Source organism: Amycolatopsis roodepoortensis, assembly GCF_024628825.1.
Lineage (GTDB): Bacteria > Actinomycetota > Actinomycetes > Mycobacteriales > Pseudonocardiaceae > Amycolatopsis > Amycolatopsis roodepoortensis.
Genome location: NZ_CP102415.1, coordinates 6,913,017 through 6,935,033, shown reverse-complemented (window position 1 = coordinate 6,935,033; position 22,017 = coordinate 6,913,017). Strand labels below are relative to the sequence as shown.

Here is a 22,017-nt window from a genome sequence, read left to right as displayed (position 1 = left end):
CCGTGTGATCCCGCTCGCTCGGTGTACGTCCCGCCTTTCGAACTCGCGAGTTACGCCTCCCGTCACGCGAGTTACGCCTCCCGTCACGCGAGTTCCGCCTCCAGACACGCGAGTTCCGCCTGCGATCACGCGTGATCCGGCGGCCATCACGTGACCGGAGGGGCGGCACGTGGTGGAACCGGGCCGCGGATACGCGTCGGCCACCCAATCACGCATGTCGGCCATCCGATCACGCGTGTCGGCCGCCCAATCACGCGTGTCGGCCATCCGATCACGCGTCGGCCGCCCGATCACGCGTGACGGAAGACGGAACTCGCGTGATCGCAGGCGCAACTCACGTGATTGGAGGCGCAACTCACGTGATTGGAGGCGTAACTCGCGTGATGGAAGGCGTAACTCGCGGCTAGCCGCCGAAGTAGGCGCCGGGCGTCACACCGACCGCCCGGCGGAAGGCGGCGACGAACGCGCTCGGTGAGGAGTAGCCGATCCGGCGCGAGACCGCGGTCAGCGGCATGCCCTCGGCCAGCAGCGGCAAGGACGCGCGCAGCCGGGCCTGCACCCGCCACGCGCCGAACGTCGTGCGGCACTCCGTCAGGAACAGGCGCGCGAGGGTGCGTTCGCTCGCGCCCGCCTCGCGGGCGAAGTCCGCGAGAACGCGGCGGTCCGCCGGATCGGCGATCACCGCTCGCGCGACGGCGAGCGCGCGTCCGTCCGACGGCATCGGCACGGTGATCGGCACGACGTCCACCGGTTCGAGCAGGTCGAAGGCGACGGCCTCGGCCCGGCGGCGCGCGTCGTCGCCGAGGTCGGCGGCGCCGAGGTGCTCCAGCAGTTCGCGCAGCAGGGGACGGACGGCGACGAGCGTCGGTTCGGGCCAGTTCACGGGACACCGGTCACGGGCGGCGTAGATCCCCCGCAACACGGTCTGCGCGGTGGCGCCGGTCCGGTGGACGACACCGGCAGGGATCCAGAGCGCCCGCGTCGGCGGCAGCACCCAGTACCGCTCGCCGACGTTCACGCTCAAGATCCCCCGTGCCGCCCAGGCGAGCTGGTGACCGTCGTGCTCGTGCCACGGGAGCCAGGTGCCCGCGGGCAGATCCATCTCGCCGAGCACCATCGCCGTCGACATCGGCGGCAGGAGTCCGATATTCGACATCAGTTGGCAGCCTATCGCCTACCGGTCACCGTTAGCTTCGGATTCATGCCGATGAACCTGGTGCACCGCAAACTCTGCAGTTCCGCGCTGTGGGCGAAGGCCGTCGCCCACGAGATGCCGGGCAACGTCGCCGGCTTCGACCTCGGCGACTCCGTGCTGGAGATCGGCCCTGGCTTCGGCGCGACCACGCGCGCCCTCGAAAGCCTCGTGCCCCGGCTCACCGCCGTCGAGATCGACGAAGCGTCGGCGGACCTCCTGAAACGGGAGTTCGACGGCCGGGTGCGGATCGTCCAGGGTGACGGAGCGGCATTGCCTTTCGAGGACGGCGAGTTCTCGGCGGTCGTCTGTTTCACGATGCTGCACCATGTACCGACGACGGCGTTGCAGGACGCGATCTTCGCCGAGGCGTTCCGCGTGCTCCGCCCCGGCGGTGTCCTCCGCGCGATCGACAGCCTGGAGAGCCTGCCGTTCCGGCTGCTCCACATCGGAGACACGATGAACGCGCTCGACCCGGTTTCCCTCTGGCCCCGGCTCACCGACGCCGGGTTCGGCGACATCAAGGTCGACCACGTCCCGAAACGCAGCGTGAAATTCTCGGCCAGGAAGCCCGCCTGACGCACTAACCGCGCGCGAGGACCAACGGGACCAGTTGTTCGGCCGGGGTCAGCGAGCCGTGCTGGCCGACCAGGGAGGACTCGACGGCCTCCGCCAGCTCCCGCACGAGCCCGAACCGGCCCTTCGACGCCACGACCACGTCGCCGATGCGTGGGCGCACCCGGTCGGAAACCGGGCCGAACCAGCCGGCCTCGATGGCCTCGTCGCGCGGGAGGATCCACGCCCGCTCACCGACGACCTCGCGCCACGCGGCCAGCACGTCGGCCTCCGCGCCCGGTTCGCTGTAGACATGCCGCGCGCGCACCTCGCCCCCGATCGCCCGGACACCGCCGAGCAGCGCCGGAGTCTCGTCGATGTCGAGCGCGCCCTCGACCGTCACCATGCCGTGGTCGGCCACGACCGCGAGGAGCGCGCCGGGCGTCAGCCCGTCCACAATGGACTCGACCAGCCTGTCGACCTGACGCAGCTGCATCCGCCACGGCGCCGAACCAGGCCCGTAGATGTGGCCCAGCATGTCGAGTTCGCTGTGATAGCCCCAGCAGAACGCGGGCCGAGTGTCGAGACAGTGCAGGACACAGGCGGCCAGATCGCCGAGCGCATGGACCCCCACGTAACGCGCACCGGACTGCGTCGCGCGGGTGAGCGCGGTGTCGGCGAACTTCGCCGAGGACACCACGCTCGTCGTGATCCCGGCGGCCGCCGCGCGTTCGAACGTCGTCGGCAGCGGCTGCACCTCCCGCGGCGGCAGCGCGCCGCGGAGATCGCCGCCGTCCACATGGCTGCTCCAGCGCAGCGCGTTCAGGACGCCGGTGCCCGGCACCTCGAAGCTGTAGCCGACCAGGCCGTGCTCCCCCGACGCCAGCCCGGTGCCGATCGCGCCGAGTCCGGCCGCCGTCGTCGCCGGGAAACCGACCCGCAGCGGCGACTTCGCCAGCTGGGTGAGCACGGGAGCGTCGGCGGCGTGCTCGGCCAGCAGTTCCCAGCCGAGGCCGTCGATGAGCAGGACGCAGGCACTGGACGCCTCCGCCAGGCTCAACGAGTTCGCGAACCCGTCGGCGCCGAGGGCGGAGAGCACGGACGGGACGACTTGGCCGAGGTGCGGCACATGCGCCGCGACAGGCAGTTCCACCCGGCCAGCTTGCCATCCCGGAGGCCGGAAGGAGATGGGATAATGCCGGTATGCCGACTTACGCCTACCGCTGCCGCGAATGCGCCGGAACCTTCGAACTGCTGCGGCCGATGAGCGAGTCCGGTGCGCCCGCCCCGTGCCCGGAGGGCCACCAGGACACCGTCAAACTGCTGACGACCGTCGCGCTGACCGGGTCGGCTTCCGGCCCCGCCCCCGTTCCCGCAGGTGGAGGCGGCTGCTGTGGAGGCGGCTGCTGCGGTTGACCCACCCGTTCGGGTGGCGCAACGTGTGATCGCCCGAATGGCGGGTACCCCCTTCCCACCAGTCTGGAAGCTCCAGTGGTGGGAAGGGAGAAAGTCCAGTGGCCACATCAGCACTGGCGGCCGTCGACTTCGGTCAGGGCGTGTCGAGCGCCTGGAGTTCGGTCGCCACCTTCGTCCCGAAACTGCTCGCGTTCCTGGTCATCCTGTTCATCGGCTGGCTGATCGCCAAGGCGCTCTCGAAGGCCGTGAGCATGGTGCTCGAGAAGGTCGGGTTCAACCGGCTCCTCGAACGCGGGGGCTTCAAACAGATGCTCGCGCGCAGCCAGTTCGACGCGTCGAACATCATCAGCAAGATCGTCTACTACGCGATCCTGCTGATCGCCCTGCAGTTCGCGTTCGGCGTGTTCGGCCCGAACCCGGTGAGCGCGCTGCTCAACGACATCGTCGCGTGGCTGCCGCGCGCCATCGTCGCGATCGTCATCGTGGTGATCGCCGGCGCGATCGCCAAGGCGGTCAAGGACCTGGTCGCCAACGCCCTCGGTGGTGTCTCCTACGGCAAGGTGCTCGCCACCATCGCCTCGGTGTTCATCTGGGGCCTCGGCGCGATCGCCGCACTGAACCAGATCGGTGTCGCCACCGCGGTCACGCTGCCGGTGCTGATCACCGTGCTCGCCACCATCGGCGGTATCGCCGTCGTGGGTGTCGGCGGTGGCCTCATCAAGCCGATGCAGCAGCGCTGGGAGACCTGGCTCGGCCGGGCCGAGGCGGAGATCCCCGCCGCGAAGGCGCAGGCCGAGGCCTACCAGCGCGGACGTGAGGACGCCGGACGCTCGGGCGGGGTGCCCGCCGAGCGGACGACCGTCCACCAGCCGGTGTCCGCCGGGCACCACGCCGCGAACCCGAACGCGCCGACGCAGCACCAGCAGTTCCCGCCCAGCCAGGGTCAGGTGCCCCAGCATCAGGATCCCGGCCAGCGGCCGCCCGGTGGAAACATGCCCCCTCCGCCGGAGTACCGCTGACCTTCCACGGGAGCGGGTGGGGCGTCCGGCCGCCCTACCCGTTCCCGGTCGGCTGGGTCCGCCGGTCGTCCATCGAGGCGGCCAGCGAACACACGCCGACCAGCCGCGCGGTCATCCAGTCGCTGGTGGTCCACGCGGACAGATCGGCCGGGATGCGGAACGTCCACCCCTTGGTCTTCGCCTCGTCGAGCAGGCCGCGCGCGTAGCCGGCGAGAAGGACGACCCCGGCGACCGCCGCCGAACCTTCGACACCCGCCGCGAGGATGTCCCGCACCGCGGCGGAGTGCTGATCGAAGACGGCCGACAGCCCGGGCACGGCCGCGGCGGCGGCCAGCCCGGCCACACCGATCTGCTGGTGCAGCCGGGAAAGCGTGCTACGAGCCGAAGATTCCACCCAGGACGAGACCAGATCTTTCACCCGACCAGGTTAGCCAGGCTGGACGATTTGTCGACATCCCGGTGACGACCATCGCAGAAGTCAGCAAGCCTTGAGAGCCTGATCCAGGTCGTGCCACAGGTCCTCGACGTCCTCCAGTCCCACCGACATGCGGATGAGCCGGTCGGTGACGCCCGCGCCGCGACGGTCGTCCTCGGCGACGATCCGGTGGCTGATCGAGGCGGGGTGCTGGATGAGCGAATCCACGCTGCCGAGGCTGACGGCCGGCGTGATCAGCCGGACCGCGCCGATGAGCGCGTGCGGATCGCCCTCGACCTCGAACGCGATCAGCGGACCGCCGACGGCCGGGTAGTGCACGGCGCTCACGTTCGCGTGACCACGAAGCCGCTCGACGAGTTCGGCGGCCGTCCCGGATGCGGCGTTGACGCGCAGCGGAAGCGTCGAAAGGCCGCGAAGCAGCATGTATCCGGCGAGCGGGTGCAGCACGCCTCCGGTGGCGAAGCGGATCTGCCGCAACATCCCCGCGTCTTCGGCGTTGCAAGCGACGACACCGCCCATGACGTCGCCGTGGCCGCCGAGGAACTTGGTCGCGCTGTGCAGGACGAACCGGGCGCCGTGCCGCCCCGGACGCTGGAGCACAGGAGTCGCGAAGGTGTTGTCGACCAGCACCGGGACGTCACCCGCGGCGCGCACGATCTCGGCGATGTCAACCTCGCGCAGGGTCGGGTTCGCGGGCGTTTCGAGCAGCACCAGCCCGGTGTCGGGCCGGAGCGCCGGCGCGACGCCGTCCGGATCGGCCCAGGTCACCTCGGTGCCGAGCAGACCGGACGTGAGCATGTGGTCGGTGCAGCCGTAGACCGGCCGGACGGCGACGACATGCCGTTTGCCCTGCGCGACGGCGGCGAGCAGCGAGGCGGACACCGCGGCCATGCCGGTGGCGAACGCGACGGCGTCTTCGAATCCTTCGAGTTCGGCCAGTGCCTTCTCGAAGCGTTCGACGGTCGGGTTGCTCAGCCGCCCGTAGACCGGGAGCCCGGGCAGCGAGCCCGATGCGGCGAATTCGTCGATGCGGCCCGCCTCTTCGAGGCTGTCCCGCGACGGGTAGGTCGTGGACAGGTCGAGCGGAGCGGCGTGGACGCCGAGGTCCGTGAGATCGTCACGGCCGGCGTGGACGGCTCGGGTGCGCAGCGTTGCGGTCATGCCCCAGATGGTGCGATTTTCTCCGAATCGAACGCAATATCCTCGGATATCATTCGCCGATGTCGGATTCCGTCGAACTGAGCACGGTTGATCTTCGTATTCTACGGCTGTTGCAGAACGACGCCCGGATCTCGAACAAGGATCTCGCGGCCGAGGTCGGCGTCGCGCCCTCGACCTGTCTCGACCGCGTCAACCGGCTGCGCGAGCTCGGCGTGATCACCGGCCAGCGCGCCGAGGTGGACGCCGCCAAACTCGGCCGCCCGCTCGAAGCGCTCCTGTTCGTCCAGGTCCGCCCGCACCGGCGGGCGCTGGTCGACTCGTTCGTCGAGCATCTGCTGGCCCTGCCCGAGGTCCGCGCCGTCTACCACCTGACCGGCCCGGACGACTTCCTCGCGCACGTCGCCACCGCGTCGGCGACGGAGCTGCAGCGGCTGGTCCTCGACGAGCTGACCGCCCGCGACGAGGTCGCCCGGGTGCATACGAACCTGGTCTTCCAGCACTGGAGCGGGGGACCTTTGCTACCGCCCGGCTAATCGATCCGGACCTTGAAGGGATGGGTGACGTCGGTGGGGCACGTGAAGACGTTCAGCACGCCCTGGTGGCCGAAGGACCAGCCCGCCGCCTCCCCCTCGGCGACCTCGCATCCGCAGCCGACTTCGTGCTCCTCCGAGGCCAGCGCGATCGTCTGGCGCAGCTCGGCCCCGCACTCCCGGCAGCCCAGCTCGCGCCGATCGGTCGCGTCCCAGGCGGTCCAGCCGCCGATCTTCGAGTACTGGTCCAGCTCCGGCCAGCCGTCCGGGTCGTCACCCGCGCCCTCGGGGATGCCGAGCGCGGCGCGGGTCTCCGCCGGGAAGTCGCAGAGCCGGGGCAGCTCGTCGATCGAGCACGGTTCGAAAACGCAGGGATCCGGCAGGTAGCCGACTACGGCGTTCTCAGGGACAGGAGGCGTGTCCGTGATGTCCCGCACCTCGCCCGAGTCACGCCAGACCAGCCGGACCGCGGGCCCCTGGTGATGCGGGCTGTCGTGCTCCATCGGGCAGAACAGGATCTGCAGGACGTCGGTGCCCTCCGGGAAGGGCAGCTCCGGGAAGTCGTCGCGGAAGAACTGCGCCGCGCCCGTCATCGCCGGCACCGGGCCGTCGAGCCGATGCCCGGCCCGCCACCCGTCGTCGGACGCGTCCGGATCGGGCGGCCAGGTCACCGGGCATTCCGGCCACGGCTCGTCCGACGGCCAGAGCAGCGGACCGCCGAAGTGGCTTTCGTCCGGACCGGGCACCCCTGGCGCGGGATGCAGCCGGATGGCCGTCCGGACCAGGTCGTTCAGGCCGGGGATGGGCACCCCGTCGTAGGTGAGCTGACGCACTCCCGGGAGCTTAGAGGTCCGGCAACGGATCTTCAGGTTTTGCCCGCATGATCTCGGCATCGGCGGCGTGCACGACCGCGATGTACTCGTCGTCGATCTCGTAGTCGATGCCCTCGAACTTGAACCACGGGACGGTCGAGGTGTCGACCGGTCCGATCCGGTGGTTCCGCAGTGTCGTCGAGACGACCCGTTTCGGGGTCTTCCGGCTCAGGTACCCGGTCGTGAGGATCGTGATCGTCTTACGGGTCACCGCGAAGAACACGCTGGGATTGGTACTGCCGAGGATGTCGGCAGGGAACACGTAGTGGATCTCGTCGTCCGGATCGAGAAGCTCTTTGATCCGCTTCCTGACCCCCGAGGAAACCGGCATGGCCCCCAAGTTACCGGGCCGAGTAGTCCTTGAAGCCCTTTCCCGTCTTCCGCCCGAGCCGTCCGGCGGTCACGAGGTGTTCCAGCAGCGGCGCGGGCGCGAAGCCCTCTTCGCGGAACTCGTTGAACAGGGTCCGCTGGATCGCCAGCGAGACGTCCAGCCCGACGACGTCGAGCAGTTCGAACGGGCCCATCGGCAGCCCGCAGCCCACCTTCATCGCGGTGTCGATGTCGTCGGCCTCCGCGTAGTGCGCTTCGAGCATCTTCACCGCGTCGTTCAGGTACGGGAACAGCAGCGCGTTGACGATGAAGCCCGCCCGGTCGCCGCAGTGCACCGGGTGCTTGCCCACCGCCGCGCAGACGGCGTCGACGGTCGCGATCACGTCGGGCGCGGTGGCGATGGTCGAGACGACCTCGACGAGTTTCATCACCGGCGCCGGATTGAAGAAGTGCACGCCGACCACGTCCGAAGGCCGCGAGGTGGCGGCAGCGCATTCGATGACCGGCAGGGACGACGTCGTCGTCGCCAGCACCGCGCCCGGCTTCACGACGTCGTCGAGCGCGGCGAAGACCGCCTGCTTGACGGCCAGGTCTTCGGCCACCGCCTCGACGACGAGGTCGACGTCGGCCAGTTCCTCGAACTCCACCGCCGGCGAGATCCGGCCGAGCGCGGCGGCGGCGTCCTCCTCGGACAGCTTGCCCTTGACGACAGCCTTGTCCAGCGACTTCTTCACCCGCGCGACCGACGCGGCGGCCTTCTCCGCGCTCCGCGCCCGCAGGATGACCTCGTAACCGCGTTTCGCGAACACCTCGACGATGCCCGTCGCCATGGTCCCGGTCCCCACGACGCCGACCTTGCGCACCTCGCGAGGCGCGACAGTGTCCACAGTGGACTTCGTCACCGCGTCGGTCACCGTCGGCGAATCGGGCTCGTCGTAGGTGTAGAAACCCCGGCCCGTCTTCCGGCCGAGCAGCCCGGCGGTGATCATCTGCTTCAGCAGCGGCGCCGGCGCGTGCAGCCGGTTGCGCGACTGGTGGTACATCGTGTCGAGGATCTCGTACGCGGTGTCCAGCCCGATGAGGTCGAGCAAAGCCAAGGGCCCCATGGGATATCCGCAGCCGAACCGCATCGCCGCGTCGAGATCCTCGCGCGTGGCGTAGCGCTGCTCGTACATCCGCACGGCGTGGTTGAGGTACCCGAAGAGCAGGGCGTTGGCGATGAACCCGGCGCGGTCGCCGATCACCACCGGGGTCTTGCCGAGGCGTCCGGCGAACGCGACGACGTCGGTGACCACCTCGGGTTCGGTGACGACGGTGCGGACGATCTCGACCAGCTTGAGGATCGGCGCCGGGTTGAAGAAGTGCATCCCGACGACCTTGCCCGGCCGCGCGGTGTGCACGCCGATCTCGGTGATCGACAGCGACGAGGTGTTCGAGACGAAGATCGTGTCCGGGCCGGTGATCTTGTCCAGCTGCGCGAACACGTCGGATTTCGCTTCGAGGTTCTCCGGGATCGCCTCGATCACCAGGTCCACATCGGACAGTTCGGCCAGCGACGTGGTGTACCGGATCCGGTCCAGCAGCGCGCTCCGGCCGTCGGCGTCGAGTTTGCCTCCGGCCACCGCTCGCTCGGTCGAATGCTCCAGATGACCGCGGCCGCGCTGGACGCCGTCGTCGTCGATCTCCACCGCGACCACGGACACGCCGCTCCGCGCGAGCACCTCGGCGATCCCGGCACCCATGGTGCCGAGACCGATGACTCCCACACTCGAGATTTCCCGCGCCACAACCGGCCTCCGGAGGTTACTCGCTGGTAGTTTCTCCGATCGTGCCATGCCGGGGCGCGGAAAGCAGCGGCTGTCACCCTCCGAATCGAGTAAGTGTCACTCGCGGACGAGGACCGGCGGACGCTTTTCCATCAAGCGCGTGAAGGCCCCCTTCCCTCGGCTGAGCCGAGGGAAGGGGGCCTTCACGCGCTAAAAGCCTCAGCTCACTCGCCGAAGTTCTGGTCGACGAGGTCCTTGACCTTGGTGAGTGCTTCCTCGGCCTGCGCACCCTTCGCGCGGACCTCGATCCGGTCGCCCTGACGGGCACCGAGCGCCATCAGCGCGAGCACGCTGTTCGCGTCCGCGGTCTCGTCACCGAGCCGCACGGTGACCTGCGCGTCCAGCCCCGCGATGCTCCGGACCAGTACCGCGGCGGGCCGAGCGTGCAGCCCGACGTCGTTCCGCAGCGTGAGTTCGACACTGCTCTCGCCGTCCTGCACGCCGTCGTCGAACGTCAGGTCCGGCGGCGCGCCCGCCGACGCGGCCGCTTCGGCGACGGCCTTCCGGTCCGCCCCGCCCTGAGCCGCGACGGCGGCGGCGATCGCGCCTTCGACCAGCGGCGCGTCCACGACGACCGCGGCCGACGGGTCGGCGAGCGATTCGACGGCCAGTTCCGCGGTCATCTGCGCGCTGCCGAGGTCGTAGAGCAGCACGACGCCCGCACCCGAATCGGCGCGCTGGGTCGCGGCGACGACCTCGTCGTAGTCCGTGCCGATCCCGCCGTCGGGCAGGCCGCCCGCCGCCGCGATGGTGACGTCCGGCGCCATCTGCGCGGCGAGTTCCGCGAGCCCTTCGGCGAGTTTGGCACTGTGGGAGACGAGCACGATTCCGACGCTCACTTGGCGGCCTCCGCGAAGGCGCGAAGCAGCAATGCCGTCGAACGGGCACCGGGATCCATATGTCCCTTGGCCCGCTCGCCGAGGTACGAGGCCCGGCCCTTGCGTGGGACGAGCTCCACAGTGGACTCGGCGCCCTTGTCCGCGGCGTCCGCCGCCGCGGTCAGGATCTCCGCGATGCCGGAGCCGGAGGCCTCCTCGGCGGCGGAGACGGCGGGGATCAGGGCGTCGACCATGGTCGCGTCTCCCCCGACGGCCTTTCCGCGGGCCTGCACTCCTTCGAGTGCCGCGCGCAGGGCCTCGACGAGCAGCGGACCGTCCACTTCGGCCGCGTCGCCCAGCTTGACCGACGCGCGCAGGAACGCCGTGCCGTACAACGGGCCCGCCGCGCCGCCGACCTTCGAGATCAGCGTCGTGGCGGCAAGCTTCGCGACCGCGGCGGGGGTTTCGGGCGTAGCGGTGTCCAAAGCGGACACGATCGCGCCGAATCCCCGGTCCATGTTCTCGCCGTGGTCGGCGTCGCCGATCGCGCGGTCGAGGTCGACCAGCTCGGCTCGGTGCTCGGCGATCACGGCGGCCGCCGCCCGCAAGGCGGCGGCGAACGTCTCGGCGGTGCAGGCCATCAGACTCCCCACCTCAGGGCCGGGGTGTTCACCGGCGCGTCCCACAACTCGGTCAGCTCGTCGTCCAGTTTCAGCAAAGTCAGGCTCATTCCCTGCATCTCGAGGCTGGTGATGTACGGCCCCACCAGCCGCCGTTCGACCACGATGCCACGCTCGGCCAGCAGCCGCTCGGCGATCCCGTGTGCCAGGTACAGCTCGACCAGCGGGGTCCCGCCCATCGAGTTCGTGAACAGCAGGACCTTGTCGCCCTCGGCGAAGGGCAGGTCCGTGACCACCGCGTCCACCATGCGCGCGACGAGCTCATCGGCCGTCACCACCGCGGTCCGCTCGATACCGGGTTCGCCGTGGATGCCGATGCCGAACTCGATCTCGTCGTCGGCGAGGTCGAAACTCGGCTCGCCCGCGTGCGGCACGGTCGGCGCGGTGAGCGCGACGCCGATCGACCGGACCTGGCCGATCACCTTGCGCGCCAAGGCCTCCACCGCGTCGAGCGTGTCGCCTCGTTCGGCCGCGGCACCGGTGATCTTCTCCAGGAGCACCGTGCCGCCGACCCCGCGACGGCCGGCGGTGTAGGTGGAGTCCTTGACCGCGACATCGTCGTCGATCACCACGCTGCGCACGTCCAGCCCTTCGGCGGCGGCGAGTTCCGCGGCGGTCTCGAAGTTGAGGACGTCGCCGGTGTAGTTCTTCACGATCAGCAACGCGCCCGCGTCGCCGGTGGTGGCCTTGACCGCGGCCTCCACGGCGTCCGGCGTCGGCGAGGTGAACACCGCGCCCGGGACGGCGGCCGCGAGCATGCCCTGCCCGACGAAGCCGCCGTGCAGCGGTTCGTGCCCGGAGCCGCCGCCGGAGATCACCGCGACCTTGCCCGCCGCGGGCGCGTCCACGCGCACCACGAGCGCCGGGTCGTCCTCCACGCGCAGGACGTCCGCGTGCGCCGCGGCGAGCCCGCGCAGGGATTCCGCGACCACCGTCTTCGGGTCGTTGATGATCTTCTTCAAGGGTGGCCTCCGGCACGTCGGCGGGTGGGGTGTCCCCTTCCTACCTCGCGCGGCCGGATGCCGCCAGCGTCAGGGCTTCGGGAGCTTGGAGATCACCGATTTGGCGATCTTCGACGCCTTGCCGCACGACGCCGCTTCGTCCTTCTTCTCGTCGTAGTTCTTGTAGGTCACGCTGGCGATCTCGACCTCGTCGTCGGCCCACGGCCTGTGCTGCCACTCGAGCTTGCACTCGGCGTCGCTGCCGCTGCCGATCTTCTGGTACACGGAGACGCCGTCGATGTCGACCTTCTTGTTCCCGTCGCGTTCCGCCGGCGGAAGGCCGCGGCGGAAGTTGATCGAGATCCTCGGGTTGGAGCCCGGCGTCCAATCGCAGGAGTGGAAGGTGGTCAGCGAGCTCGCGCCATGCGGCACCACCTCGTTGAGGACGGCGGTGTCGGCGGCGGTGCACGGGTCGACCGCGGTGAGCGTGCCCGCGACGGCCGGGTACTTCGCCGGTGACGCGTGCAGGCTCTTCACGGCCTTCGCGGCCACCGCACGGCCTGTCGCGCACGCGTCGCCGCCGTCGTAGGTGACCGAGAAGCTGATCCCGCGCTCGGGCTTGCGCAACGTCATGATGCCGACGTCGCAGCTCTTCCCGTCCTTGTCCTTCCGCTCGATCTGCGGCAATCCCTCGACCGCCGAAACGGTGACGCCGTTGCTCGAGGAGTAGGTCGACGCGCCGATTTCGACCCTGACCGTGAGTTCCTTGCCTCCGGCGTCCACGGCCTTCGCCCGGCAGGTGCCGAACGAGCTGAGGTTCGCCGTCGGCTCCTCCGGAGTGCCGAGGCCGCTCATGACCTCCTTGCTCACCAGCCCGCACGGGTCGATCGTGCGCAGCACCGCCGGGGTGACCGCGGGATCGTTGATGTCCCCGTCGGGCGCCCCGCCGGAGCCACCTTCGGCGGCGACGGTGGTCCGGGCGAAGTTGGACTTGGCGAGGTTCTGACCGCAGGCCGACACCGCGCCGAGCGCGGCCACCAGGGCCAGCACGGACGCGATCCGGCGACGTCGAGCGTTGAACAGCACGAAGTGCACGGTAGCCGGAGCTACTCGTCGGTGTCCGGACAACCCGGCTATTCGCCCGCCTCGCCCTCGGTGCTCGGCGGCACCACGATGGGACGCAGCTTCGCCCACAGCACGAACAGCGCCGCGAACACCAGCATGCCGACACCCGCCCACAGGTTGATGTTGACGTCGGCGGCCTTGGTCAGCTCCTCGTCGGTGGTGAACCACAGGCCCATGATCGTGAGCACCAGCCCGTAGCCGCCGATGAGCAGCGCGATGATCAGCCGGATGTCGAAGACGCCGGCCTTCTTGGGAGCTTGCGACGCAGCCATCTCCGGCCTCCTAGAAGATGATGTTGAGCACGATGGTCAGGATCAGCACGATGCCCGCGAGCAGTCCCGGCTTGCGGTACCAGCCCGCGTCGTCGCCGGTCTCGTCGTGCTTCAGCGACTCCTTCGGGGTGAGGGAGTACACGAGGCCGACCAGCTGGGCCTCCGGCTTCGGCGCGGTGGCGAGCGAGACCCCGACGCTGACCGCGATGTCGACGACGAACGCGGTACCGGCGGCCACGAAGCTGATGCCCTGCCCGGTGAGCCCGAGGACCCCGGCCTGCGACAGCAGCCACACGGTGATCGCGGAGGCGGTACCGGACACCAGGCCGACCCAGCCCGCCGTCGGCGTCATCCGCTTCCAGAACATGCCGAGGATGAAGGTGGCGAACAGCGGCGCGTTGAAGAAGGAGAACAGGTCCTGCAGGTAGGTCAGGATGTTGCCGGAGTTCGACGCGATGAACGCGGTGCCGATCGCGAGCACGGTGCCGATCGCGGTGACCAGGCGGCCGAGCCGCAGGTAGTAGCCGTCCGACTCGTTCTTCTTCACGTACGACTGCCAGATGTCGTAGGTGAACACGGTGTTGAACGAGCTCAGGTTCGCCGCCATGCCCGCCATGAACGAGGCGAGCAGACCGGCGAGCGCGACGCCGAGCATGCCGTTGGGCAGCAGGTCGCGCATCAGCAGCAGGATCGCGTTGTTCGCGGTCACGCCGCTGGGCGCTTCGCCGCCATCGAGCAGGATCTGCTTGTCCTGGACGTACTCGGAGACGGTGACCGCGGCGATCATGCCGGGGATGATCACGATGAACGGGACCAGCATCTTCGGGAAGGCGCCGATGATCGGCGTCCGCCGCGCGGCCGACATGCTCTTCGACGCCATCGCGCGCTGGACCTCGACGAAGTTCGTGGTCCAGTAACCGAAGGACAGCACGAAACCGAGCCCGAAGACGAGACCGAGCACCGACAGGAAGCTGTTGCCGAAGCCGGTGAGGTTGTCACCCGGCCACGAGTGCAGCTGCGCTTCGCCGCCGGGGCTCGCGGTGACCTTGTCGACCAGGCCCTGCCAGCCGCCGACCTTCACCAGGCCGACGATGGTCAGCGGCAGCAGCGCCGCGACGATCACGAAGAACTGCAGGACCTCGTTGTAGATCGCGGCGGAGAGACCGCCGAGCGCGGTGTAGGAGAGCACGACCGCGGCCGCGACGATGATCGACACCCACAGCGGCCAGCCGAGCAGGAGGTTCACCACGCTGGCGAGCAGGAACAGGTTCGCGCCCGCGATGAGGATCTGCGCGCTCGCGAAGCTGATGCCGTTGACCAGGTGCGCGGGTTTGCCGAACCGGCGGAGCATGAACTCCGGGACACTGCGGACCTTCGAGCCGTAGTAGAACGGCATCATCACGATGCCGAGGAACAGCATCGCCGGGATCGCGCCGATCCAGAAGTAATGGACGGTCGGCAGGCCGTAGAGCACGCCGTTGGCCGACATGCCCATGATCTCGACCGCGCCGAGGTTCGCCGAGATGAAGGCGAGACCGGTGACCCAGGCGGGCAGCGAGCGGCCGGAGAGGAAGAAGTCGAGGCTGCTCGAGACCGACCTTCGCGCCATGTACCCGATGCCGAGCACCAGCGCGAAATAGAAGGCGAGCAGGACGTAGTCGATCGGACTTGCGTCGAGCCGCAGGTTCGCATCGGCCAGCACGTGCAACCGACTCACCTCCACAGTGAAAATGTCCACGAGAAACGCCTGGATCACGTCAATCGCGGACCATACTGCATGGATTCAGGAACGGCAGTGCGGGTGGGCGCGGACCGCCCCGACGTGTCTGTTTCGGGACAGTTCCTGACAATTCTTGTCCGGTCACCGGGCGGTCGAGATCGCTTCGATTCCGGCGTCGTCCAGCAAGGCTTCGATCAGGGCGGGCGGACCGGCGACCTTGGTGCCCCACAGGTCGTAATCGGTGCACAGGCACCAGGATCGATCTCCGGCCCAGAGATTGGACGGGCTGAAATCCGCCTCGGAATGGTCGTACAGGAGCTCGGCGTCGCCGAGGCGCCCGGCCCGCACGTGCGGGTTTTCGAAGTCTTCGGCACCCATGATCAGCGGGTTGTAGTAGGCGAAGCAGGGAGTATCCGGGCCCGCCGGACCGAATTCGGTGAGCACGCCGATCAGCCGCGTCCAGGTCTCGCGGTCCAGGCTCCCTTCGGTCGGCGGGATGATCCCGAGCGGCCAGCTCCCGTCCTTCCTGACCGAAGGGAAGCATCGGAAGCACGGCATCATCCCCGGCGGGACGACCGGATCGCCGCTGCGGCGGGCGAGCTCCGCCCAGCGCAGCCGCCGCCATCCGGGACCGGGATGCCGGGCGCGGCCGATTCCCCCTCCGGTGGTCACCCCCACGACTTCGAGATCGAGGCCGCCGATGATGTGCGGCTCGACGCTCCCTTCGGCCACCAGAGCCCGGCGATGCTCGTGGTACGACGTTCCTGACGGCCCCTGCTCGTGCTCGTACATCGCGTTGAGCACCCAGACCGCGTCCGGCATCGGCGGCGGCATGAACCCCGTCAGGCCGTCACCGCACATCTCACGCAACCAGTCGGTGGCGCCGGACGGCGCGAGCGGCCATGTTCTCGACAGCGGTTCTCCTCGCACTCGGCCATGATCGCGGAAAAGGGCCGCCCCGTCGCCGGAACGACCCTCTCCCGTGACCGGTGGGGGTTTACCGGTCCGTGGGCAGGCCCACTTCGCCGTCCTCCTCGATCAACCGGGCGAGGACGTCGTCCGGCATGTACGTGCGGTGCGGGTAACCCGAACCCCACGAGTTGAGGAACGGCACGGCGCCGAGCTCGTCGGCACGCGGGTTGCCGAGGACCTCGTGCACCTCGTCGACCGTCTTCGCCCAGCGATAGGCCTGGAGGCCGTTCTTGGCGTCGGGCGTGTAGGCGGCCCGCGCGACGTGGTCGTCGTCCGCGTAGGTCTCCGACCACGGGACGTGGCCCAGTTCGAGCAGGACCTCGGCCGCCGCGCGGACGGACGTGCCGTTGTTGTCGCCGGGGTTGGTCTCGCCCCATTCGTCACGGAGCTTCGACTGGTCCCACAGCCACCGCGCGGCGTACAGGTCGCCGTTGAACATCGTCATGCAGCGCGACCAGCCGAAGCCGACGCAGGCGCCTTCCTTGCCCTGGTCGTAGAAGGCGTACTGGGTCTCACCGTCGGTCGATTCACCGGGTTCGAGGCAGACGCAGTGCCCGCCGCGGATCCTGGTGAGCGATTTCGCGCCGCCTTTCGCGACGAAGAACTCGCCGGACTTCTCGTCCTTCTCCGGTACGTCGAATTCCTTGTACCAGTTGACACCGATGACGACCGGTGACCGGGTGGGCCGGTCCTCGGTGGCCAGCGCGGTCAGCGGATAGCGCTCGACGTGGCGCCAGTCGTCCGGGACGAACCGGCCGAGGCGGCCGTCCGCCGGATCACTGCCGATCGGGCGATAACGCATGGGATCCTCCTATCCCTCATCCCACCGGAAACACCGCCGGCGAGTTCACTGCGGCACGATCTTTTCCAAAAACCGCCGCGCGGCTTCACGCCCGCTTTCGAAGAGGCGCTTCTTCTCCTCTTCGCCGAGCCCGAAGTCGACGGCGGAAACCCCGGTCGTGTCGACGTACACCGTCCTCCGGTTCACACCTTCCTCGTGCAGCCGGTAACGATTCCAGTCCGACAGCAGGGTTTCGAGCGAACCGATGGCGATCCGCAACGCGCTCTTCACCGGTTTGTCCTTGCCGCCCGCGGGTTCGCCGGACAGCTTCACGCCCCAGGTCGGCCACCGCGGCTTCTTCGCGTCGGTCCGGTCGAAGACGGTGATCGGGAAATTCGAGAGCAAACCGCCGTCGACCCAGGTGACGGTGCCCTCGGGGCGGACGTCGAACTGCACCGGCCGGAAATACAGCGGGATCGACATCGACGCGCGGACGGCGTCGACGATCTTCTCCGCACCGGGGTCGCGGCCGTACTGGGAATAATCCCAAGGCAGCCGGACGAGTACGCGCCTGGTCAGGTCGCTGACATGGACGACGAGCGAATACCGTTGGTACGGAAGCAAAGTTCCTTCGGGATCCTCGATGGCGAGATCGGCGAAGGTGCGCACGCCGACCTCGTCCAGCAACGGCGTGAGCCATTCGACGAGATAGTCACCGGAGTGCATCCCGTCGTGCAGGAGCAGATCGACGCCGTCCCCGATCGGGCCGGTGACCCTGTCGAGCAGGGACTGATCCTGGAACCGGCGGCAGTCCAGGTCGTTCATCACCGCTTCCAGACCGCCGAGATCCTTCCCCGCCTTCTGATAGGCGGCGACCAGTGCCGCGACGATCGCGCCCGCGCTCGTCCCGGCGATCCGGGGAAACGAATAACCGGCGTCGTGCAACTCCAGTACCGCGCCGAGCAGCCCGATGCCTTTGACGCCGCCGCCTTCCAGCACGAGATCGACGTTCTTCCGAGAATCAGCCATGGCCCATCACCCCTGCGCCCGCGACCGCCGTATGTCGGCGGTACCCCTCGCGGAAATCGAGTGTGACACAGCGCGAGACCGGCCAATCCGGCGTTCACCCGAATGGCACGGAAACAGCTGGTTCTTTTGCAGGAGAACGCGAGTTCGTTAATTTCTCTCGCCCTTTAGGGCATTCCGTGGCGCGAGAAAGAATGCAGATACGAATCCGAGGACTCGATTCGATATCGGCTGTTCAGCGGCAGCAAGTCAGGTAACACGCGGCGGGATGCACGGAGGGCCCCAGCCTCGACGGTGGCGACAAGCTCGCAGCCGTCATCGACGACAACCTCCTTGGCAGCGACCCCGCCGAGCGAGTATCCGAAGTCGTACCGAAATCCAAGGTCGACAAGCGGTACACCCAGTACGTCGAGGGCGACAAGATGGTGATGCTTGCCCCCGGCGTCTATGCCGAACCTTCACCGGATGGAGTTCTCGGCAGTCTCGACGACTACAGCTCCTACTTGGGCAACTGCACAGCGATCAAGCGCTATTCCGAAACGCACCCTGGCGGGCACACCTGCTGGTGATCGCTGAGATCAGGCGGCGACCCCTGGTACATGAAGGCTCCCTTCCTTGCGTCTAGCGCAAGGAAGGGAGCCTTCATGTACCTCCGGCTCAGAAGAGGCGGAACTCGTCCGACTCGATGCCGCGCAGCGCGTCGTAGTCCAGCGTGAGGCACCGGATCCCCCGGTCCTCGGCCAGCACTCGCGCCTGCGGCTTGATGACCTGCGCGGCGAAGACACCTTGCACCGGCGCCAGCAGCGGGTCGCGGTTGAGCAGTTCGAGGTACCGCGTCAGCTGCTCGACGCCGTCGATCTCGCCGCGCCGTTTGATCTCGACGGCGACACTGGCGCCGTCGGCGTCGCGGGCCATGATGTCCACCGGCCCGATCGCGGTCGGGAACTCCCGCCGCACCAGGGTGTAGCCCTCGCCGAGGGTCTTGATGTGCTCGGCGAGCAGTTCCTGCAGGTGCGCCTCGACGCCGTCCTTCTGCAGCCCCGGTTCCGCGCCGAGTTCCTGGGCGTGGTCGTGGAAGATCTCGTCGATCGTGATGACGAGCTTCTCGCCCTGCTTGTTCTCGACGATCCACAGCTTGCCGTCCTCGATCAGCCAGCACGGCGGGCTCATCCAGTTCAGCGGCTTGTAGGCACGGTCGTCCGAGTGCACGGACACCGAACCGTCGGCCTTCACGAGCAGCAGCCGGGTGGCCATCGGCAGATGGGCGGTCAGACGGCCGGCGTAGTCGACCTGGCAGCGAGCGATCACTAGGCGCACCCCGCGAGGGTAGGACAAGCGCGGCGATACTGTGCGCATGGACCCCGTTCAGCGTGTCAGCTCCCGCGAGGTGTACCGGAACAACTGGATGACCCTGCGCGAGGACTCCGTCCGGCGGCTCGATGGCTCCGAGGGGATCTACGCCGTCGTCGACAAACCGGTCTGCGCCGTGGTGATCCCGTTCGACGGCGCCGGGTTTCACCTGGTCGAGCAGTTCCGCTATCCGGTCGGGATGCGACGCTGGGAGTTCCCCATGGGCACCGCGCCCGAGCTGGCCGACGTCCCGCCGCTCGAACTCGCCGCCCGCGAACTGCGGGAGGAGACCGGGCTCATCGCGGGCTCGATGACCGACCTCGGCAGGACCGACGTCGCGCCCGGGTTCTCCAGCCAGCTCGGGCGCGTGTTCCTCGCCACCGAGCTCACGCAGGCCGAAGCCCAGCGCGAGGTCGAGGAGCAGGACATGCGCACGGCGTGGTTCGAGCGCGGCGAGTTCGAGAAGATGATCGCTTCGGGCGACATCACCGACTCCCAGACGCTGGCCGCCTACACGCTTCTGCTCATGCGCGAGCGCGTTCTCTGAACTCAGTCGGGCCAGACCGGCGAACGCTTCTCCAGGAAGGCGGCCATCCCCTCCCGCGCCCCGGGCAGCTGCGAAGCCGAAGCCATCACCTCGAGCGCCAGCGCGTAGGCGTCGGCCTCGGGCCGGTCCAGCTGCGCGTAGAGGGTCTGCTTGCCCATCGCCTTGCTGGCCCGGCTCCCGCGCGTCGCACGGCCGAGCAGCGAAGCGACGGCTTCGTCCAGCGAGTCGTCCGGAACGACGCGGTTCACCAGGCCCCAGTCCAGCGCGGTGGCGGCGTCGACGACGTCACCGGTGAGCGCCAGTTCCATCAGGCGTTTCCGCCCGATCGCGCGCGCCACCGGTACCGCGGGCGTGTGGCAGAACCAGCCACCCTTGCCACCGGGAAGGGCGAACCCGGCGGACTCCGCCGCGACGGCGAGGTCGCACGAGGCCACCAGCTGGCAGCCCGCCGCGGTCGCGAGCCCGTGCACCCGCGCGACGACGACCTGCGGGACGGACTGCATCGTGCCCATCAGGTCCGTGCACAGCCGCAGCAGCTCGCGCACGCCCATCAGGTCGCGCGCGGCGACGTCGCCGAAGTCGTGCCCCGCCGAGAACACCGGCCCGGCGCCCGCCAGGACGATCCCGGTGGCGTCGGTCTCCCCGGCCTCGCGGAACGCCGCGAGGAGCTCGGCGAGGTGGTCCGCCGACAGCGAGTTCCGCCGCGCGGCGCGGTTCATGGTGATGGTGACGGTGTCCCCGTCCCGTTTCACGAGGATGTGCTCGTACTCGGCCATGCTTCGACGGTAACCGACCGGAACGTCCGGCGATACGAATCGGGCCCGACACCGACGTCGGCGCGGAGCCGTCGCCGCAGGTTGGCGGCGGTACCGAGGCCGGAGCGCTGCGCGACCCGCTCGACCGGGAGCTCGGTGGTCTCCAGCAGCCGCCGCGCGAGGCGCACCCGCTGCGCGCGCAGCCACCGCCCCGGTGTCACGCCGGTGGCCGCCGCGAACTCGCGGTGGAAGGTCCGCTCGCTCAGCCCGGCGTGCCCGACGAGGTCGTCGACGCCGATGTCGTCGGCGATCCGCTCCAGCGCCCAGTCCATTGTGGACGACACGCTCGGCCGGGACGGCTTGGGCGGCAACGGGTTGTCGACGTACTGCCGCTGGCCACCCTCCCTCGCGGGCGGCATCACCAGCCGCCGGGCGAGGGCGGCGGCGACCTCGGCACCGTGATCGCGGCGCACCAGATGGAGGCAGAGGTCCAGGCCGCCGACCACCCCGGCGGAGGTCAGGACGTCACCCTCGTCGGTGAACAGCACGTCCCGCTGGACGACGGCGTCACGAGCGGCGGCTTCGAGGTCGTCCAGCAGGCGCCAGTGCGTGGTGACGGAGCGGCCGTCGAGCAGCCCGGCCGCGGCGAGGGTGAAGGCGCCGGAACACAGCGACGCCACGGTGATGCCTGCCCGGTGCGCTTTGCGCAGCGCGGCGACCGCCGCCGCGGGCACCTCGGCGTGCGGATCAACCCGGCCGGGCACGAGGACGAGGTCGCAGCCCGCCAGCCCGCTCAGCCCGTGCGTGGCCTCGACCTGGCCGAACGGATGGACGGCGATCCGGCTCCGGCCGGCCGCGCAGAGCCGGACCTCGAAGGGCCCGATGCCGCTGTCGGTCCGGTCCACGCCCCAGACCTCCCCGATCACGCCGAGGTCGAAGGACCGGCTGCCGGGCAGGAGGAGCACACCCACGGTTCGCATGGCAGGAAAGTACCGCATCGCGCTTCTTCTGCCACTCCCCTCCGGAGGCGGAACGCGTGAAACTCGAACTCATGACCACTGAAAACAAGGCCCTGCTCGTGATCGACGCCCAGCGGGGCTTCGACAAGCCCGTCTGGGGCCCGCGCAACAACCCCGGCGCGGAGGCCAACATCAAGGCGCTCGTCGACGCGTTCCAGGAGCGCGGGCTGTCGATCGTGCTGGTGCACCACGACTCCGTGAAACCCGGCTCGTCGCTGCGGCAGGGACAGGAGGGCAACCACTTCAAGCCCGAACTCGACGGCGTGCGCGCGGACCTGGTGTTCGGCAAGAAGGTCAACTCGGCCTTCCACGGCGACGTCGATCTCGACGGCTGGCTGAAGACCCGCGGCATCACGTCGTTCGTGCTCGCGGGAATCCAGACGAACTTCTGCTGCGAGACCACCGCGCGCGTCGGCGGGAACCTCGGCTACGACGTGACTTTCGCGCTCGACGCCACCTTCACCTTCGACCTCGCCGGGCCGGACGGCGGTGTCCTGACCGCGGACGAGCTGTACCGGGCGACCGCGACGAACCTGCACGGGGGCGGGTTCGCCACGGTCACCTCGACGAAGGAGATCCTGGCGGGCCTTTGAGGCGCGGATGGGCTCGCCCACCGAGGTTGCGAAAGCCACTTTCGTAACGCGAACCTTCGCCTTGCCTCTCAAGCCCCCCGG

General features: G+C 69.2%; 25 protein-coding genes. 6 read left to right on the top strand and 19 right to left on the bottom strand.

Annotation, left to right across the window (positions count from 1 at the left end; translation table 11 throughout):
• Positions 1-403: 403 nt before the first annotated feature.
• Positions 404-1,156, bottom strand: coding sequence for an AraC family transcriptional regulator (locus NQK81_RS33240; RefSeq protein ID WP_257484615.1), 753 nt, complete (start codon positions 1,154-1,156; stop codon positions 404-406).
• Between the two features lie 51 nt (positions 1,157-1,207).
• Here NQK81_RS33240 and NQK81_RS33235 point away from each other — a divergent pair, with 51 nt between their 5' ends.
• Positions 1,208-1,771 carry a class I SAM-dependent methyltransferase gene (locus NQK81_RS33235; RefSeq protein ID WP_257489902.1) on the top strand — a complete coding sequence of 188 codons (564 nt, stop codon included), beginning with the start codon at positions 1,208-1,210 and terminating at the stop codon, positions 1,769-1,771.
• A gap of 4 nt (positions 1,772-1,775) precedes the next feature.
• Here NQK81_RS33235 and NQK81_RS33230 read toward each other — a convergent pair whose 3' ends face one another.
• Entirely contained in the window at positions 1,776-2,900 is a 1,125-nt protein-coding gene (locus NQK81_RS33230) for an alkaline phosphatase family protein (RefSeq protein ID WP_257484614.1), read from the bottom strand.
• A 50-nt stretch (positions 2,901-2,950) separates the two neighbouring features.
• Here NQK81_RS33230 and NQK81_RS33225 point away from each other — a divergent pair, with 50 nt between their 5' ends.
• A complete protein-coding gene (locus NQK81_RS33225; RefSeq protein WP_016336811.1) occupies positions 2,951-3,163 on the top strand; it encodes an FmdB family zinc ribbon protein in 213 nt (70 codons plus the stop codon).
• A 98-nt stretch (positions 3,164-3,261) separates the two neighbouring features.
• On the top strand, positions 3,262-4,182 hold the full coding sequence (locus tag NQK81_RS33220) for a mechanosensitive ion channel family protein (RefSeq protein WP_257484613.1): 921 nt from the start codon (positions 3,262-3,264) through the stop codon (positions 4,180-4,182).
• A gap of 34 nt (positions 4,183-4,216) precedes the next feature.
• Here NQK81_RS33220 and NQK81_RS33215 read toward each other — a convergent pair whose 3' ends face one another.
• Entirely contained in the window at positions 4,217-4,600 is a 384-nt protein-coding gene (locus tag NQK81_RS33215; protein WP_257484612.1) for a DUF6401 family natural product biosynthesis protein, read from the bottom strand.
• Positions 4,601-4,660: 60 nt separating this feature from the next.
• Complete coding sequence (locus NQK81_RS33210; RefSeq protein ID WP_257484611.1) at positions 4,661-5,779, bottom strand: trans-sulfuration enzyme family protein; 1,119 nt, start codon at positions 5,777-5,779, stop codon at positions 4,661-4,663.
• Between the two features lie 59 nt (positions 5,780-5,838).
• Here NQK81_RS33210 and NQK81_RS33205 point away from each other — a divergent pair, with 59 nt between their 5' ends.
• A complete protein-coding gene (locus NQK81_RS33205; RefSeq protein ID WP_126732683.1) occupies positions 5,839-6,312 on the top strand; it encodes an Lrp/AsnC family transcriptional regulator in 474 nt (157 codons plus the stop codon).
• Here the strand turns inward: NQK81_RS33205 and NQK81_RS33200 are convergent.
• The 13 genes from NQK81_RS33200 to nucS form a co-directional block, all read right to left on the bottom strand.
• A complete protein-coding gene (locus NQK81_RS33200) occupies positions 6,309-7,142 on the bottom strand; it encodes a YwqG family protein (protein ID WP_257484610.1) in 834 nt (277 codons plus the stop codon). The genes NQK81_RS33205 and NQK81_RS33200 overlap by 4 nt on opposite strands.
• 10 nt (positions 7,143-7,152) lie before the next feature.
• Positions 7,153-7,512 (bottom strand): hypothetical protein, encoded by a 360-nt coding sequence (locus NQK81_RS33195; protein WP_126732681.1) that lies wholly within the window; start codon positions 7,510-7,512, stop codon positions 7,153-7,155.
• 10 nt (positions 7,513-7,522) lie between these two features.
• On the bottom strand, positions 7,523-9,298 hold the full coding sequence (locus tag NQK81_RS33190; RefSeq protein ID WP_257484609.1) for a 3-hydroxyacyl-CoA dehydrogenase family protein: 1,776 nt from the start codon (positions 9,296-9,298) through the stop codon (positions 7,523-7,525).
• 203 nt (positions 9,299-9,501) lie between these two features.
• Complete coding sequence (gene dhaM / locus NQK81_RS33185; protein ID WP_257484608.1) at positions 9,502-10,176, bottom strand: dihydroxyacetone kinase phosphoryl donor subunit DhaM; 675 nt, start codon at positions 10,174-10,176, stop codon at positions 9,502-9,504.
• Entirely contained in the window at positions 10,173-10,796 is a 624-nt protein-coding gene (dhaL, locus tag NQK81_RS33180; protein WP_126732678.1) for a dihydroxyacetone kinase subunit DhaL, read from the bottom strand. Before dhaL ends, dhaM begins: the two co-directional genes overlap by 4 nt.
• Positions 10,796-11,797, bottom strand: a complete 1,002-nt coding sequence (gene dhaK, locus NQK81_RS33175; RefSeq protein WP_257484607.1) for a dihydroxyacetone kinase subunit DhaK — start codon at positions 11,795-11,797, stop codon at positions 10,796-10,798. The genes dhaL and dhaK overlap by 1 nt, the downstream gene beginning before the upstream one ends.
• Before the next feature lie 69 nt (positions 11,798-11,866).
• Positions 11,867-12,862, bottom strand: a complete 996-nt coding sequence (locus tag NQK81_RS33170; RefSeq protein WP_257484606.1) for a DUF3558 domain-containing protein — start codon at positions 12,860-12,862, stop codon at positions 11,867-11,869.
• A gap of 47 nt (positions 12,863-12,909) precedes the next feature.
• The gene (locus NQK81_RS33165; RefSeq protein ID WP_126732675.1) at positions 12,910-13,173 is read right to left on the bottom strand and encodes a hypothetical protein; all 264 of its coding nucleotides are present in this window, start codon (positions 13,171-13,173) and stop codon (positions 12,910-12,912) included.
• A 10-nt stretch (positions 13,174-13,183) separates the two neighbouring features.
• The gene (locus NQK81_RS33160; RefSeq protein ID WP_192744094.1) at positions 13,184-14,881 is read right to left on the bottom strand and encodes a sodium:solute symporter family protein; all 1,698 of its coding nucleotides are present in this window, start codon (positions 14,879-14,881) and stop codon (positions 13,184-13,186) included.
• A gap of 153 nt (positions 14,882-15,034) precedes the next feature.
• A complete protein-coding gene (locus NQK81_RS33155) occupies positions 15,035-15,823 on the bottom strand; it encodes a hypothetical protein (RefSeq protein WP_257484605.1) in 789 nt (262 codons plus the stop codon).
• 67 nt (positions 15,824-15,890) lie between these two features.
• Complete coding sequence (locus NQK81_RS33150) at positions 15,891-16,667, bottom strand: hypothetical protein (protein WP_126732673.1); 777 nt, start codon at positions 16,665-16,667, stop codon at positions 15,891-15,893.
• A gap of 45 nt (positions 16,668-16,712) precedes the next feature.
• Entirely contained in the window at positions 16,713-17,675 is a 963-nt protein-coding gene (locus tag NQK81_RS33145) for a patatin-like phospholipase family protein (protein ID WP_257484604.1), read from the bottom strand.
• Between the two features lie 654 nt (positions 17,676-18,329).
• The gene (nucS, locus tag NQK81_RS33140) at positions 18,330-18,989 is read right to left on the bottom strand and encodes an endonuclease NucS (RefSeq protein ID WP_185927077.1); all 660 of its coding nucleotides are present in this window, start codon (positions 18,987-18,989) and stop codon (positions 18,330-18,332) included.
• A gap of 37 nt (positions 18,990-19,026) precedes the next feature.
• On the opposite strand from nucS, the gene NQK81_RS33135 reads away from it, so the two are divergent.
• Positions 19,027-19,569 (top strand): NUDIX domain-containing protein, encoded by a 543-nt coding sequence (locus NQK81_RS33135; protein ID WP_257484603.1) that lies wholly within the window; start codon positions 19,027-19,029, stop codon positions 19,567-19,569.
• Positions 19,570-19,571: 2 nt separating this feature from the next.
• On the opposite strand, the gene NQK81_RS33130 is transcribed toward NQK81_RS33135, so the two are convergent.
• Positions 19,572-20,345 carry an enoyl-CoA hydratase-related protein gene (locus NQK81_RS33130; RefSeq protein ID WP_126732670.1) on the bottom strand — a complete coding sequence of 258 codons (774 nt, stop codon included), beginning with the start codon at positions 20,343-20,345 and terminating at the stop codon, positions 19,572-19,574.
• Entirely contained in the window at positions 20,318-21,304 is a 987-nt protein-coding gene (locus NQK81_RS33125; protein ID WP_257484602.1) for a GlxA family transcriptional regulator, read from the bottom strand. Before NQK81_RS33125 ends, NQK81_RS33130 begins: the two co-directional genes overlap by 28 nt.
• 71 nt (positions 21,305-21,375) lie before the next feature.
• Between NQK81_RS33125 and NQK81_RS33120 the strand changes: the two genes are divergently transcribed.
• Complete coding sequence (locus NQK81_RS33120; RefSeq protein ID WP_257484601.1) at positions 21,376-21,936, top strand: cysteine hydrolase family protein; 561 nt, start codon at positions 21,376-21,378, stop codon at positions 21,934-21,936.
• Positions 21,937-22,017: the final 81 nt, after the last annotated feature.

Excerpts from the sequence above, each read along its gene's own strand:
- NQK81_RS33235 (WP_257489902.1), top strand. The coding sequence starts at position 1,208 with ATGAACCTGGTGCACCGCAAACTCTGCAGTTCCGCGCTGTGGGCGAAG.
- NQK81_RS33205 (WP_126732683.1), top strand. The coding sequence starts at position 5,839 with ATGTCGGATTCCGTCGAACTGAGCACGGTTGATCTTCGTATTCTACGG.
- NQK81_RS33150 (WP_126732673.1), bottom strand. The coding sequence starts at position 16,667 with ATGCGTTATCGCCCGATCGGCAGTGATCCGGCGGACGGCCGCCTCGGC.
- NQK81_RS33145 (WP_257484604.1), bottom strand. The coding sequence starts at position 17,675 with ATGGCTGATTCTCGGAAGAACGTCGATCTCGTGCTGGAAGGCGGCGGC.
- NQK81_RS33165 (WP_126732675.1), bottom strand. The coding sequence starts at position 13,173 with ATGGCTGCGTCGCAAGCTCCCAAGAAGGCCGGCGTCTTCGACATCCGG.
- NQK81_RS33225 (WP_016336811.1), top strand. The coding sequence starts at position 2,951 with ATGCCGACTTACGCCTACCGCTGCCGCGAATGCGCCGGAACCTTCGAA.
- NQK81_RS33125 (WP_257484602.1), bottom strand. The coding sequence starts at position 21,304 with ATGCGAACCGTGGGTGTGCTCCTCCTGCCCGGCAGCCGGTCCTTCGAC.
- NQK81_RS33135 (WP_257484603.1), top strand. The coding sequence starts at position 19,027 with ATGGACCCCGTTCAGCGTGTCAGCTCCCGCGAGGTGTACCGGAACAAC.
- NQK81_RS33130 (WP_126732670.1), bottom strand. The coding sequence starts at position 20,345 with ATGGCCGAGTACGAGCACATCCTCGTGAAACGGGACGGGGACACCGTC.
- NQK81_RS33240 (WP_257484615.1), bottom strand. The coding sequence starts at position 1,156 with ATGTCGAATATCGGACTCCTGCCGCCGATGTCGACGGCGATGGTGCTC.
- NQK81_RS33120 (WP_257484601.1), top strand. The coding sequence starts at position 21,376 with ATGACCACTGAAAACAAGGCCCTGCTCGTGATCGACGCCCAGCGGGGC.
- dhaL (WP_126732678.1), bottom strand. The coding sequence starts at position 10,796 with ATGGCCTGCACCGCCGAGACGTTCGCCGCCGCCTTGCGGGCGGCGGCC.
- NQK81_RS33195 (WP_126732681.1), bottom strand. The coding sequence starts at position 7,512 with ATGCCGGTTTCCTCGGGGGTCAGGAAGCGGATCAAAGAGCTTCTCGAT.
- NQK81_RS33210 (WP_257484611.1), bottom strand. The coding sequence starts at position 5,779 with ATGACCGCAACGCTGCGCACCCGAGCCGTCCACGCCGGCCGTGACGAT.